Raw genomic sequence first — 14,952 nt, 5'->3', positions numbered from 1 at the left:
ATTTTGAATTTTGAGTTCGGGACTTTTTTAATTTTCTATTTCGCTATAACAAATCTGCTGCTTTCAATGATTTGTTCGTCCCCTTTTAAAATTGCGATATAAACCCCAGGCTGATATAATTCAACATTTAACCGCAATTCATGTTGTCCACTTGGTACTTTGATCTCTTGAATTTGCTTTCCTGTTGCATCAAAAATACCAAACGAATAATCCTTACCCGAACTTAAACCTGAAACCTTAAAACTTAAACCTTCCTTCGCCGGATTAGGATAGAGGATGAGCTGCCTGTTTCCGGCATTTTCATTCACACCCGCCGAGGAATAAATCTCAGTTGCAAAAGCATCCGAAAATTCACTGTTCCAACAGTCATTTATACCCACGACAGTTATCAAAACAGAGCCTGTATAACCAATTGTCCAGGCAAATTCACCGTCTGTACCGGTGCTGGAAGTGGTGCCGGCTTCCGCTGGGGCGACAAACCATTGGTAAGATATAGCATTTGGAACTTCTGCACAGCTAAAGGTTGAAGAAGTGGCAATATAGTTATCAACTGAAGCCGGACCGGAAGAGATAACAGGTTTTTCCGGCATCTGCACTACAACGAGGATTAGGGCATCTGTAGCGGTGCAACCGAACTCATTGGTAACTTCTACCCAGTATTCACCCTGGACGGCCGTTTCTATCGATATGGTCGTTTCACCCGTATTCCACAGGTATGATGCAAACCCTTCTCCGGCTGATATCACGAGGCTTTCACCCTGGCAGATCGAAGTATCGGCTCCGATATCAACGCTCGGCAAAGGATTAACCTGTATGGTGATCTGGTCCTCAACTGTGACGGACCCATCGAAAACCTCAAGAAAATAAGTGGTGGTAACATCCGGGATGACAGTGACGTTGGCCTCACTGGAGGTAAACCCCGCCGGATCGGAGGTCCACGTGTAAGTAAAAGGGCCTGGACTGCCAATGACGTAAGATGTTAGCTGCACACTTTCGCCCAGGCAGATTGTCTCCTGATCGGCACTGATATTAACTGCTACTTCAGAGACATATAAAGCCGCTTTATAAATATTCAACCTTCCACCTGTGACGGTGATTCCATCCAGGGAAGGAAGAGGATCGACGCCATCCAGGATATACTGCTTGATCAATAGGGCCATGCCTGCAGGATCATTATGGTAAGCTGTCATGAATTCTTCACTGGCCACTGAAAACATATATGCAATGGCACCGGCGACATGCGGCGAAGCCATGGAAGTGCCGGTCTTATAACCGTAAGCATTCGATTGACGGGTAGAGTATATCTGCGTGCCCGGAGCGCCCAGGTCGATAGTAGTGGGGCCATAGGCAGCAAAGCTGCTTTTTACATCATCATTATCGGTGTTAGTGACAGTAATCAGGAAGTCACTGGGGAAAGCAGTAGGAATATCACCAACTACATCGATATTCACGTTTGCATTGGCGGTTGCCCCGGCGCTCAGAATACCCTGCATCCCTAAAGAATCATACATCGCTCCCCAGATGGGAAAATCTTCCGGCTGGCCGTTATCCACCCCGAAAGAAGCATTCGTGGATACGATAAATGCGCCCTTTTCCCCGCCGGTCTCATTATACAAAGTCCTCATTTCGAGGATATAGGCATAACCTGCCACCACGATCGACTCGACCGAAGCCGAGCCCACCACCGGCATTACTTTCACATGCAGGTTCACCCCGGTGACACCTTTTGAATTGTTGCCCTGGGCCGCGGCAATACCGGTAACATGGGTGCCATGATCCCTTTCAATGATTTCCCCGGAATTGGTCCAGGAGTTCCATCCATTGTAATCATCGATATAACCGTTGGTATCATCATCGATACCGTTTCCGGGAATATCGTGGTAATTCTTCCAGTAACTGATATCTTCATGGTCGATATCGAAGCCGTCATCCACGATGGCAACTATGATCGTATCGCCGGTGGCTGTTACGCCCGAATTGCCAAGATCCCATGCTTCGGGACCGTCAATGTCGGCATCATTCGTTCCCCCGGTCTGGCCGGTATTATGCATATTCCATTGAAGGCCGAAAAACTCGTCGGAAGGAATAAGTTCCCTTTGCTGGATATAGTGGTTGAACTGGGCCAGTTCCACATCAGGATGGACCTTGATTTCTTTAAGTAACCGGTCGTCATCAGTAACACCCGGATTATAACGGAGAAGAAAAATATTCAGTCTTCCTGATAGCTTTTCGACCATATCCAGATTTACAGATTTAAAATCGGCCAGAACCTCCTGGAGCATCTGCTGTTGGCGTTGGGGAAGATCAGAACGCAATTTTATCATGATCTGCCCTTCGACATAAGGCTTGTCGCCATTGCGCGGTGGCTTCTGCGAGATGAGAAACGGGATTAACAGGATGATTGCGATGAGAGTAAAGATTTTTTTCATAACGTTGTGATTATGGGAATGCAAAAGTAACAATTAATTGGGAAAAATGTTTTCAGAAGCGGGGAAGCGGGAAAGCAGGGAGGCGGGGAAACATGGAAGCAGGGAAGTATTGATGGGGGGAACAAAAAATGAAAAGTTTCTCGCAGATCAACGCAGATAAAAACGCTGATTTATGCAAATCTTTTGCGTTTATTTGGATAGCATCTGCGGAAATCTGCGAGAACCAACAACTCGTTAAGATTTACAGTGAAATTTTCAGAAACTTCGCCGAACCGGATTCCCCATCTTTGTTTATTGCACGCAAAATATACATTCCTGGCTGAAGGTCAGAGATATCGAGCAGGAAAGGAAATGAAGAGATGTTAGCACATTCTTTAATCCTGCGTCCGAAAAGATCAGTTATCACCATCTTGACTGCCGACTGCCAACTGTCAACTGTCAACTGCCTACCCGCCGGATTGGGATAAACACTAATTCCCATGCTCTCCGGCTTCGGTTCATCGATCCCTATTCCCCCGTCAAGGATCATAAATGCCCTCGACGTAGTACTTGAATAGGTTGAAGTACCGGAAGTTATTGTGTAACGGATGTAACAAGTTACTGAATTTTCCTGGGGCACAATCCACTGGTACCTGCCGCTGTTGGGCAGTCCGTCAGCAATCAAAGTCATTGGTCCATTGGATCCTATGGTGGAATATTCCAGTTTGACAGTAGCAGGCTCATTTCCCGGGACTGTGCTGATCCAGTCGATAAAGCGGACGGAATTCGGCCTGAACCTCTCCCACCCGCGGGGGTATACCGGCTTAATGTCAAGCAGAATGGGGACCGAACTTTCCCGGTAACAGCGGAGATAGTTCTGATAGGTAAACCAGCTTAATTCCTCTTCCTCGAGCAGGACGATATCCGGCCTTCCGTTGTGGTCCACATCTCCGCCAACACGGAATGCCTGGGAATATCCCGGGTCGCCGGTGGTGAAGGTAGCATCAGCAGTCCAGTTGCCGTTGCCGTCGCCGAGGAAAACCTGGAATGTTCCTTCGCCATAGGCGGCCAAATCAATGAAACCATCCATGTTCATATCGGCCAGCTGGGTGTGTTCAAAGGGCCCGGTGGAGGGAAGATCCCCTGAAAAATCCTGCCATAATTGGTCCCAATCGTCAAAGATATAAACATGCAATCCGCCATTGTTGTTTGCAAAGGCAAGGTCCATTCCTCCGTCGTTTTCAATATCTCCCAGGGAAGGGCCTAACCGGCCCATCAATCCTCCCGAAGGGAGATTGAGATCTTTCAGGATAAAGTCTCCCGTTCCGTCGCCAAAATAAACCGTTCCGTTTTCGTAGCCGGCGATAAAATCTATAAAACCATCGTTATTAATATCTCCAAACTGGAAAATCATGTCGGAATTCCCGTCAAGTACGCCGAAACTCTGGGTCCAGGTACCATCTGAATTATTCAGGTAAACATGAATACCGGCGCAGCAGCCGAAAGAAATGCTTCCGAGGTCGAGGTCGCCATCGTTATCCACATCGGCAAAATCGGTGGCAAACATGCCATAGTCTTCGCCATTGGTGGCCAAGCCATCGTCCCAGGGTGTCCAGTTTATTCCGGTACCATCCCCCAGAGCTACTTCAATGAGCTGATCGCCGAAATCCGTGGAGGAATAATTATGATGCATGGCATAACCCACATCCAGGAAGCCGTCATTATTGACATCACCGGCTGCGATCCCTCCATATCCGAAATCCCCGGTCATCTGGACACTCCAGTTTCCCGCACCATCCCCGTAATATACCATGATGCCATGCTCTTCTGTATTGATAAAGGGACTGCCATGGTCGCCGATCGTGATGATATCCAACAGACCATCAGCATTGATATCGGCGAATTCCAGCTCCGTCCGCCCGCCTTCCCATTCGGGATTTGCAAGGCCGGAAGACGATTCGATGTAAGAAAGGGTTTGTGCTGTGACGGAGGAATGCGTTTGAGAAATGAAATTGCCTGTAAAAATGATAAGGCAGACAGAAATGAAAATCAAATGGCCTGGACTTTTCATAGTTTTTTTTCTTTAAAGATAAGAAAAATTTCTCGCAGATCAATGCAGATGAATACGCTGATTTACGCAGAACTTCTGCGCTAATCTACATCCAAATCTGCGAAAATCTGCGAGAAACTTAATCCTGGTATGCATTTATTTCGAAATTTTTAAAAACTTCTCTGAAGCGGTTTCGCCATTATCAAATATCAACCGCACAATATACATCCCGTTCGTAAGCCCTGAAATATCAATCTGAAAAGGAAATGAACGGACTTTTGATACACCCTCTCTACAATGAAGGGTCATTGATTATTGTCTGTCCAACTGCCAACTGTCCATCTGCCCAACTATAATTTCCCTATATATTTTTGCAACGAATTAATATTTAACTTGCACCCCATTTCAAACTTAAAAACCTACCTATGAAGAACAAATTATTCCTATTCCTCATGTTCTGCCTATGTTCGGTTACCCTTCTCGGTGGGGGTTACCAGGTCCGTTTGCAGGGACATAAGCAGACGGGCATCGGGCTCATCGGAACGCCGTTTGCTTTTGATGCCAGCTCTATCTTCTATAATCCGGGATCCCTGGCCCTTTATGACGGGAAATACAGTATTTCAGTCGGGGCCAGCGGCATCATAAGCAACCACATCTTTCAGAAAGAAGCCACTAATTACCAGGCGCGCACGGAAAACCCGCTCGGGACACCGTTTTTCGGTTATTTTTCAATCAAGATCAAGGACAAGATAGCGGTGGGTATTGGCGTTTATACACCATTTGGAAGCTCCGCCAAATGGAATGAAGACTGGGCAGGACGTTACCTGATCCGGGATGTTAAAATCAGTGCGATCTATATCCAGCCGACAGTTGCTTACCAGTACAAGGGAAAATTCGGTATAGGCGCAGGTTTTGTCTATGCTATCGGCAATGTCGAGCTGAACAAGGCATTGCCTTACAGCGAAACTTCGAAAGCTAATCTCAAAGGCAAAGCCACCAATTTTGGCTTCAATGCCGGGGTTTTCTACAAACCTATAGAAAAGCTAAGCATCGGGATCGATTACCGTTCGCAGATCATGATGAAGCTTGAAGGCGGAGATGCGACTTTTACGGTTCCATCAGCCCTTTCGACATCTGTTCCTGCAACCAACAAATTCAACGCTGAACTGCCTCTGCCGGCAAACCTTGACTTCGGCCTTGCCTATCAGATCAATGATAAGTTTCTACTTGCGGCAGAAGTGAACTGGGTCATGTGGAATACCTACAAATCCCTGGATTTTGAATTTGAACAGAGTGGCGATTTACTGAACACACAAAATCCCAGGGAATACAAGAACAGCTGGATCACCCGCCTGGGTGGCCAGTACAAGCTGAACGACATATTCACATTCAGGGCAGGAGTTTATTATGACCCCTCTCCGGCGAACGAGAAATATTTCACCCCGGAAACAGTAACCCTGAACACCATCGCTTTCACACTCGGTGCAACCATTACACCGGTGAAAGGACTTGAAATCGACCTGTCGTATCTTGAGCTGCACGGGCTGCAAGCCGATAAGACCTATGAACCCGATAATTTCGGAGGTACCTACAAGACCATGACTTTCATTCCCGGGATAGGGCTCAGCTATCGCTTTTAACTTTTAACATTCATCAAGATGAAAAAAAGAAATTTGCTTTATATCATACCTTTAATATTGCTTGCATCATGCAAGCCCAATATTGATGAGTTCTCCCCTTCCAAAGGAAATGCCGATTTCAGCCGTTATATTGCGGTTGGTGATTCATGGACTGCAGGATTTGCAGATGGCTCGCTTTATATATCAGGACAAGAAAATTCCTACCCGAACATCCTTGCCGGGCAGTTCAGTTTTGTCGGCGGTGGCTCATTCAAACAACCACTGATGGTTGACGAATACGGCTTCGGACTATCGACCGGTGTGCCCGAACCTAAATTGGAAATGGGATTCCGCGAGGATTGCAAAGGCGCTATCTCTCTTTTGCCAGGTTATGCCGATGTGCAGGTTGACATGGCGAATTTCGCTTCAATTGCCGCCAATGGCCCTTACAATAATATTGGCCTGCCCGGATTGAAAAGCTTTTACATGGGAGTGGTTGGTATGGCAACATTACATCCGTATTATGGAAGGTTTGCCTCATCTGCCGGATCTACTATTATTGGAGAGATACCTGCTGTCAATGCCACATTTTTCACCCTTTGGCTGGGGAGTTACGATGTCCTTTCCAATGCCATAAGTGGCGGTGTTGATCCGATCACTACGGTGGAAATTTTTACCGGCTCCATCCAGGCGACTCTGGATGTGCTGACAGCAAACGGTGCTAAAGGCGCTGTTGCCAATGTGCCGGATATCACCGATGCGGCTTTCTTCCATACTATCCCATATAATGTGCTGGCAATTGACCAGGCAACCGCAGATTTGCTGAATGGAGCCTATGCCGGCTTGAATCAGCTAATAAAAAGCCTTGGATCGAGCGATACCCTGCATTTTATCCCCGGTCAAAACCCGATTGTGATCCAGGATGCTTCATTGCCCTGGGGAATGCGTCAGATTAAAAGTACTGAGTTCGTTCTTCTCTCCATGCCCCAGGATTCTCTGAAATGTGCAGGATGGGGCAGCCAGAAACCGGTTCCTTCATCTTACATCCTGGATGAAACGGAAATCGCCAGTATAAAGCAGGCTGTTGATAATTATAATGTGCAGATAGACCAACTGATCAGCGGAAAAGATATTGCGCTTGTGGATATGAATAAGATCATGAAAGATGTCAACGGAGGACTGGTTTTCGATAATGTCAAGATCAGCCCCGGCTTCGCTACCGGCAATTTCTATTCTACAGACGGTCTTAATCCCACACCGGTGGGAAGTGCAGTAATTGCTTATTATTTCATTGATGCGATCAATACAACCTTTGGTGCAAAAATCCCGCAGGTAATCGTGAGCGATTATCCCGGGGTTACGCTTCCGTAAAATCCTACCGGGAGATGATGAGGAACTTAAACAGTTCTTCAAACCGGGAATCGCTTTTGATGATAAGCCAATAGATACCCGAAGGATATCCGGTCAGGTCGAAATGTAATCCTCCGCCTGCCATGCTGTATTTTTGACTGCATATTTTTATTCCTGAAGAAGAATAAATTCCAATCTGCAGGTATTCAGGAAGGCTTGAATTTCCTCCGAAATCAGGTGGATTAAGTGTAATGCTGTTTGTTGCAGGATTGGGGAAGATTTTCCATCCTTCTTTTACCTTTCCAGGGACTTCCGGCGTCCCCACCATCAGGTAATCTCCAAAAACCCCGTTATGGCGTGTATTATATTGAAGAATTGGCAAAACAGCCAGATCAGCGTTATATTCGACATTGGCATTCCATAGGTAAAGATTGGTGTTGCCGCTTCCCTGGTCGGTTCCTCCGCCGGAAATTGCCATAATTCCATCACGGTTAATATTGGCAACGAGAGGATTAATAAAGAAAGTGCTGCCATTGACAATAAGTGGCCAACCTTCCATTATAGTCCCATCATGGTTATAACCTGGGTATTTTCCGTCTGAAGTATTATCGTCGAACATCAGTTCGATCTCATGATCCCCATCGATATCTGCCAGGATGATCTGGCTGTTTACGGCAAAAATATCAGTGATGGGAAAACCTGGCAGGGGATTCCCGGTTATGGCGGTCCAGGCATAGACTTTATTCACCGGTGTAGCCGACAGCGTCTGGTCCCCCACTGCAATGTCGAGAGAGCCGTCGTCATTGATATCACCGATAGATGGAGGTCCGTAGATCCAGCTACCGGTTAATTTGGGCCAGGCTTCCAATGAGGTGCCATCATTTTTCACCACATGGACCGCGCCGGTGCCATCCGTGATAGAGTGATCGCCGCAGACGATCTCCCGGTTACCATCTCCATCCAGGTCTGCCAGGACAGGGGTGGAGTAGGAAAACACCCTGGTGCCTGTTGTGTCCGGTAAATAGGGGAATCCTGGCAGCAGGGTGCCATCTGTTTTAAAAGCATGCAGGCTGTAATATGACTCGGCGATGATCTCGGGGATTTCATCACCGTTGATATCACCCACAGCGACAGTTGAACCAGGGACATAATCCATCCGTTGCGGCCAGTCGGGAAAAACTGTCCCGTCACCGCGGTAAACATAGATGAACCCTTCGGGCCAGTCCCTTACCGCAATGATGATCTCCAGGGCGTCATCCCCATCAAGATCGGCCAGGACAGGTGTCCGGACCCCACCACCTACCGTGGTGACCGGAAATCCTGAAACATTCGTGCCATTAATCTCAAAGGCATAGATGGTGCCAGAGGAAAAAGTTGCAATCTCGTGAGTAGACACGACAATTTCGCCAACGCCATCCCCGTCAATATCGCCGAAAGCCGGAGCCCCGTCGGTAGGATAATCCAGTATCTGTGGCCAGCCAGTGACATTGGATGCGTCAATATTGAAAGCATATAATGCTGCACCAACCGGGTAAACCAGTTCCAGTTCGGGATCATCGTCGAGATTTCCATAAACCCCGCCTCTTTCGTTGCTCCCGGCCCTGGCAACCGGCCATTGCGGGAAAACGGTTATGTCGTCTTTATTTTCTTCTGAGGATAAGTAATTAAAATATCCTTCATCAATAACTACTTTTCCTTCTACATCAGGGTAAAACCGGTATGGATATTTATCCGTAAGCCTGGAAGCATCAATAACTTTGACTTGTCCCAGCGAAGGGAAAATACAAATTAAAAGAAAGCATAATATATTTGATAATCTGAGCATCTTCTATTGGATGATCAGCTTCCGGGTCTGGCTGTAATTATCTCCAATTAAGGTTAAAATGTAAATTCCATTTGGTAAGCTTGATAAATCAAGGGTAAGTACCTGCCGGTCTCCCATGTGAATTCCATCGCGGATCAACACCGAAGAACCAAGAAGGTTGTATATGCCTATCTTCATGTTGTCAGCATGAGGCCCGCTTACATCCAGGTTAATCACACCGGATGATGGATTTGGATAGATGACAAGACCCGGATTTACTGCGTTGGGTGTATTGATACTTACGAGGGAATTATCCACAGTAACTTCAAAGGCTTCTGAAAGGCCACCTTCGCCGCATTCATTAGTCCCGGCCACGGAAATGTATGCAGTTCCCATAAAAGTACTGTCCCAGCTAACGGTTGCATTGTTCTGGTCGGCAATGACCATCCCGGCGCCGGCCGGTTCGAGGTACCAGTTATAATTTTCCGATTCTTCCAGCAGATTGACTGAATATTCCGAGATCTGGATTAAAGCTAAATCAACATAATCAGGCCCCTGCGGAATATCGGGCACTGCAGGGACATCTGTAAACCCGAGAAGCATCTCATCAGCTACCATGTTTTCTGTGTCATCCCAAAGTGTAAGGGTCAGCATGACTTCACCGCTGTTAATGTCATCGCTGCTGGGATTGTACAGTGGGTGCATGTTCGTGTTGTCATCGAAATTACCTGTGCCGGAACTGGTCCATTGAACCTGGTTATAATCGGTTCCATAAGACTCGTCCAACTGATAGGATTCCCCGGTGCAAACATCATCATCAGGCCCTGCCCAGATGGTTAAAACCATAGGTGAGGGCAATACGATATAATCCAGCCAGGCGCAGTCGGATCCTGTGCTGCCCAAAGAGTTTTTCTCATAAACCCATTTAAAAGTTTTGTTGCCGGCACCAACAGCAAAAGCTTCACGCTTCCATCCACCGGTAGTCCCCGACCAATCTTCGATCAACTGGTTATTAATGTAAAATTTCAGGAGATCAGACGACTCTGAAGAGACCTTGCGGTAGAAGACAATGCTGTCGGCAGTCATCACGTTATAAGTTAAAGAGATTTCGGAGGTCTGGTTATGCGTAATGGCACCGGAACGAACGCTGTAATAACCTTCATAAGGATAGAGGTTAACGATCTGCCACGGTAAATTCCCGCCAGATTGCCAGTTGAACTTGGAGAAATCGCCCGTTTCAAAATCTTCGACATTTGCACTGATTTTCAATGGGAAAACCTTGTCCTGCAAGAGATCTCCCATAGTCAGTTCATTGACGAAATCGACCTTAATTCCTTCGGGAGCCAGTTCATCCACGATAACGGCATAAGTTTTATTGAAAACACCGAAGAACCCGATGGAAGAAAAGTTCTGCAGGGGATCGGTCAGTTCGACGAATCCTGACTGTCCTTCGAGGTAAACACCGACATCGTAAGCAGTAGCATGCCCGGTGTTGCTGTAATCGATTGTCAGGTCTGCCCTTTCGCCTGGATCCAGTTCGCCGTCGCCGTTACCCACTTCAGTATCGTTGATAGTGATATAATTAATATGCAGGATTGGCGCATTTACTTTAATGATAAACACACTCTCCCAGGTATTGGCGCCATTACTGGCACTAAGGTTAAAAGTAACGGGATGCTGGTCAGGCACATCGCTTGCGATCGAAAAGGCAAAACCATTTTCAACCGAGATGGTCTGGCCGGCCGGTATGACAGGGTAAAGCTCGCTATAATCGGTGATAATAATATACGGATCAGAACAGGTAAGAGTAACCATCACATTGTTTGCATCTACAATACCCACATTTTCTAATCCCACCGAAAGGTCAATAGACTCATTGTAATCGGGCAGGCCGTTATTGTTACCCTCAACATCGGCGATGTCATAGGAATCCATAACAACGTAGGGCCCGTTGGCCGGAATTACATCAATATCTGCAATATAGGGGATATGGTTGAAAGTTGTAATGGTGAGTGTAGCCGTGCCGATGTCATTCAACTGGGCAAACTCAAGGATAGCTGAACCTCCCTGGATCACAGCAGTGCTTAATTTGGCACCGTCCATACTCAATGTAATGCGGGCTCCTTCAGCGTCGCAGATTACAGTAAGCTGGGTGGCCCCGATGAAGAGCACCGGGTCGTGTGTTGCAGTGAGGTTTTCCGGCATGGTTGTGCGGACCATCACGCTGGGATCGCCAAAGCAAACCCAGGTGTCGGTCATTTCATTACCACCGCTGCCAAATTCATCGTTCATCTGCATGCAACCATGCATAGACAGTGCCCCGAAAGTCCGGTTGATGTTTCCGGGGTATGTTTCAACCATGATATCATTCATTTCATCCTGTCCAACCATCGGCGGGTCCCATGACTGGTTGATGGTGGCACCCAGGAAAGCCACGGCGCCGGTAGGTTGCCCGTTATGCGTCGCCCTGAGCCAGGCTTCGGCAAAACAGGTCCCGTTCACAAAATTCCCATTGACACAAGCTACCGACCAAATGAAAGGAAGAAGATTATCGTTGACAAGGTTATTGACATCGCTGACGGAAAAGCCGGTAGTTCCCCATGAAATATCACTGCCATGGCCTGTGTAATTAATGATGCCGGTACCTGCATTGACCGCTGTTGCAACTGTCGACGGTGTCGGATTTCCGCCTTCATCATTTCCGCCCTGGCTGCCGTCAAATAATTCGTTGGCATAAGTGTAGGTGAAAGGGATCAGCTTATTATTCTGGATATTGCGGATGTGCTGGTAGTCAAACTCATTGTCATCACCCGGGCCCTGGTCAGAGCCAATGCCCGTGGAAATTGAAAACCAGTCAGTGCTGATAACCGGATTCCGCTCATAATCCAGCGTACGTTGCACCTGGGTCTCCACCTGGGCAATATTTTCCGCGGAAAACCTGCCGACAAAGAGGTCGGGATAATGGTCGTTTCCAACGATGTAGGCGTAATTGTTATCAGAATCGCCGGCAGAGGTCGAAGAAGTCGGTACCTGCGCTGCATCGCCGACCAGCAGCACAAAGGTCAATCCTTTAGTATTATAATAATTGGCAATAAAGCTTTTAATAGCGGTAGAATTTCCGATGGTTCCCACATCCACGATCTCAACCGGGTAACCTTCCTGTTTTTTCCAGTCCACAAACGGCTGCATGGCATCCATGAATGCGCCAAAGGAGATGATCAGCATATTCCCGAATTCCGGCACCGGCGTATACCTTGAATCATTGTCGACAGGGTTCAGGAAATGGCGCTGATAGATCTGGTCAAACTGGCCATCGACATCCTCAAAGGGTACAATGCGGACAAGCGAATTTTGTCCCAGATCGTTAATCCGGCTGATTTTCACGGTTATATCGGTGTAAACTCGCAGCGTCCTTGAAACCGGGTTATACTGGAAAGGATAAACGATAACCGTTTGCCCGCGATAATCCCTAACGATATAAGGCTCCCTTAAACCTGCTATGTTTCCTGGGAAAAAGGCATCTGTCGTGTATTCTTTGCCGAATTCATAATGTATTGTAGAAGGGTCGATATCACGGGTCAGGTTACCTTTTGAAGGGGCAACCAGGATATTTTCAAAATCACGGTAAGCCGCATCCAGAACTTCGATTTGCATCCCGGCTAAGTCGGGGATGATAACAGAAGCGGTCATTTTCGGAAGGTCAGGCGCCCCTTTCTGAAGGAGCTGGGTTGCTCCTTCCAGGCCTATAACCATGGCCTGTCCCATTGGGGTATTCACTTCAGATTTGAGAAACCCGTCCAATGAAAAACGGATAATACTTTGATCGATGTTGGAAGAAATAAGTTGTTTTTGTCCAGGTTTGGGCTGTTCCGACCGAATGCCGGTCCAGTCAGTTGCAAAAGATTGAAAAACAATAAACAAAGAAATAAGAAGCGTAGTAAAATTTTTCATAAGTTAATGCATTAAAGTAGAAGGACAAAGTTAAGCAAATATCCTCTTTAAAGGTGTTAATTCTTTCTTAATCAGAAAAATCCCCCCAAATGTAATGTGGGTTCCGAAAAACTATTTTAGCCGGGGGATTTTTGAAATTTGAAACCTGAAATTCGTATTTAATTTAAGGTGATTTATTGTTTATATTTGGGAGGGGAAACAGGTACATTTACATTACCAGGTTTGGGAGGATCATATTACTAGGGTTGTTATGCAGATGTTGCAAGTAAATTGTAAAAAATCGGAAATCAATGCTTATAAAAGACTTAGAATTGATTGAAAAACTTTCCAAACGGAATGAAGACAAAAATTGGAGATTTCGTTCTTATTTAAAAATGCAGGAAGGAAAAGAAATTGATTTACTTGTTAAGCCGATTTATGAATTTGTAAAAAAGAACATAGATTGTTTAGAATGTGGAAATTGTTGTCGCAAATTGCGTCCGATAATTTTAAAAGGTAATCCATGTATCTTTCTCAATGGCAATAAATGTGAAATTTATAAAAGCCGACCAAATGATTGTAAATCCTTCCCTCATCTTCAAAAGAGAGGATTCACAACTCGACTAATTGGGATTATCGAGTACTCCATGATTTGTCCAATTGTTTTTAATGTTTTTGAAGAATTAAAAATTGCGATGAAATTCAGATAGTTATGAGCCCTTTTTATGATGATAATGGAATTGAAATCAATCCTGATGAAATCAAAAAACCATCCTTGTGTATTATTTGCAAAAAGGATTCAAGCTCTGATGAGGAAATTTTATGTACATTGACAAGGCTGGACCAAAGAAATGATGAAGAATTTATTTGTGAAGCATTTGACAAAATTTAACCTGCATACAACGAGCCGGCAGCTTCAATGCGGGGCAAGGTGGTAAGGAGAGTGGTTGGAGCTAATAAACATGATAGCGAAAAGCAAATGTAAAATCTGCTAAAACCTGCACTACGGCTGCCGGCGGGGCGTCACCTGCAAGCCTGACAAAAAAACATTACTAAAATAATATCAACAAGTAAAATGACAAAGACAGACGCATATCTTACTCCACAAGACCCTCAAGAGATAACAAAAATATTCTTTAAAATAGCTGACAGCTATACCAAATCAATTGAAAACATAAAATTAAAAAATAGTACGTTAGACGATTTCACTGATTCAAGAATACATCTAACAACTATTCACAAAACCAAGGGAAATGAATATCCCAATATCGTCTATTTCAACTTGAGCCAAGATTCACGGCTGACAGATGAATCCGATATAGAGGAAGAGAGGCGGGTAACATATGTGGGCGTCACAAGGGCAAGAGAAAGCATTTTCATAACTGCCCTGAAGAACAAACCTTCAATGTTCTTGCCTGAAGTTGCATTCAATCCTGAACTGAAATCGCTTTCAACAGTGAAGCTCCAAAGCGAGATAAGCTTCACTAGTCGACAGCTTTTGAAATTAGAGTACAAAGTGGACGTTCGGCAGAGTAAGAAGAACTATTTTTTAGACAAATTCCCGGAACTCCGGGGCAAGCAGGTCGTTCAATCTTACTCACTTTTAGCTAATGCACTCTCTTGGTGGCGAGAAAAGAGAATCGAAGTAGCGTTAAGAAAGATTGATTTACTAGAGGCTGAAATCCTTCAGCTTACACAAGATCAGATGAGACCAATGAGTGAGAAAATCGAATTTCTTGAAACTGAGGTTCAATTGCGAAATAAGATTCCCAAAAAATAGGGTTGTCGCCA

Annotated in this window: 9 protein-coding genes; 5 read left to right on the top strand and 4 right to left on the bottom strand. The window is 45.8% G+C overall.

What is annotated here, in order from left to right; translation table 11 throughout:
* Positions 1–35: 35 nt before the first annotated feature.
* Positions 36–2,429, bottom strand: a complete 2,394-nt coding sequence (locus tag M0Q51_05110) for a S8 family peptidase (protein MCK9399357.1) — start codon at positions 2,427–2,429, stop codon at positions 36–38.
* Positions 2,430–2,670: 241 nt separating this feature from the next.
* Complete coding sequence (locus M0Q51_05105) at positions 2,671–4,479, bottom strand: T9SS type A sorting domain-containing protein (protein ID MCK9399356.1); 1,809 nt, start codon at positions 4,477–4,479, stop codon at positions 2,671–2,673.
* 404 nt (positions 4,480–4,883) lie between these two features.
* Between M0Q51_05105 and M0Q51_05100 the strand changes: the two genes are divergently transcribed.
* A complete protein-coding gene (locus M0Q51_05100; protein ID MCK9399355.1) occupies positions 4,884–6,098 on the top strand; it encodes an outer membrane protein transport protein in 1,215 nt (404 codons plus the stop codon).
* Between the two features lie 18 nt (positions 6,099–6,116).
* Positions 6,117–7,448 (top strand): hypothetical protein, encoded by a 1,332-nt coding sequence (locus M0Q51_05095; protein MCK9399354.1) that lies wholly within the window; start codon positions 6,117–6,119, stop codon positions 7,446–7,448.
* A gap of 4 nt (positions 7,449–7,452) precedes the next feature.
* Here M0Q51_05095 and M0Q51_05090 read toward each other — a convergent pair whose 3' ends face one another.
* The gene (locus M0Q51_05090) at positions 7,453–9,252 is read right to left on the bottom strand and encodes a T9SS type A sorting domain-containing protein (protein ID MCK9399353.1); all 1,800 of its coding nucleotides are present in this window, start codon (positions 9,250–9,252) and stop codon (positions 7,453–7,455) included.
* Positions 9,253–9,255: 3 nt separating this feature from the next.
* Positions 9,256–13,182, bottom strand: coding sequence for a C25 family cysteine peptidase (locus tag M0Q51_05085; GenBank protein MCK9399352.1), 3,927 nt, complete (start codon positions 13,180–13,182; stop codon positions 9,256–9,258).
* 290 nt (positions 13,183–13,472) lie between these two features.
* On the opposite strand from M0Q51_05085, the gene M0Q51_05080 reads away from it, so the two are divergent.
* The 3 genes from M0Q51_05080 (at position 13,473) to M0Q51_05070 (ending at position 14,941) form a co-directional block, all read left to right on the top strand.
* Positions 13,473–13,871, top strand: coding sequence for a YkgJ family cysteine cluster protein (locus M0Q51_05080; GenBank protein ID MCK9399351.1), 399 nt, complete (start codon positions 13,473–13,475; stop codon positions 13,869–13,871).
* Between the two features lie 2 nt (positions 13,872–13,873).
* Positions 13,874–14,053, top strand: coding sequence for a hypothetical protein (locus M0Q51_05075; GenBank protein ID MCK9399350.1), 180 nt, complete (start codon positions 13,874–13,876; stop codon positions 14,051–14,053).
* Between the two features lie 183 nt (positions 14,054–14,236).
* Positions 14,237–14,941, top strand: coding sequence for an ATP-binding domain-containing protein (locus M0Q51_05070; GenBank protein MCK9399349.1), 705 nt, complete (start codon positions 14,237–14,239; stop codon positions 14,939–14,941).
* The last annotated feature ends 11 nt before the right edge of the window (positions 14,942–14,952 follow it).

It is taken from the genome of Bacteroidales bacterium, assembly GCA_023229505.1.
In the GTDB taxonomy this organism is placed as follows: domain Bacteria; phylum Bacteroidota; class Bacteroidia; order Bacteroidales; family JAGOPY01; genus JAGOPY01.
Note: the sequence above shows the minus strand (reverse complement) of the source record. Positions and strands in the feature narration are given on the sequence as shown.

What these genes read in the sequence shown, in the direction of transcription:
- M0Q51_05110 (MCK9399357.1), bottom strand. Translation starts at nt 2,429, where the DNA reads ATGAAAAAAATCTTTACTCTCATCGCAATCATCCTGTTAATCCCGTTT.
- M0Q51_05105 (MCK9399356.1), bottom strand. Translation starts at nt 4,479, where the DNA reads ATGAAAAGTCCAGGCCATTTGATTTTCATTTCTGTCTGCCTTATCATT.
- M0Q51_05100 (MCK9399355.1), top strand. Translation starts at nt 4,884, where the DNA reads ATGAAGAACAAATTATTCCTATTCCTCATGTTCTGCCTATGTTCGGTT.
- M0Q51_05095 (MCK9399354.1), top strand. Translation starts at nt 6,117, where the DNA reads ATGAAAAAAAGAAATTTGCTTTATATCATACCTTTAATATTGCTTGCA.
- M0Q51_05090 (MCK9399353.1), bottom strand. Translation starts at nt 9,252, where the DNA reads ATGCTCAGATTATCAAATATATTATGCTTTCTTTTAATTTGTATTTTC.
- M0Q51_05085 (MCK9399352.1), bottom strand. Translation starts at nt 13,182, where the DNA reads ATGAAAAATTTTACTACGCTTCTTATTTCTTTGTTTATTGTTTTTCAA.
- M0Q51_05080 (MCK9399351.1), top strand. Translation starts at nt 13,473, where the DNA reads ATGCTTATAAAAGACTTAGAATTGATTGAAAAACTTTCCAAACGGAAT.
- M0Q51_05075 (MCK9399350.1), top strand. Translation starts at nt 13,874, where the DNA reads ATGAGCCCTTTTTATGATGATAATGGAATTGAAATCAATCCTGATGAA.
- M0Q51_05070 (MCK9399349.1), top strand. Translation starts at nt 14,237, where the DNA reads ATGACAAAGACAGACGCATATCTTACTCCACAAGACCCTCAAGAGATA.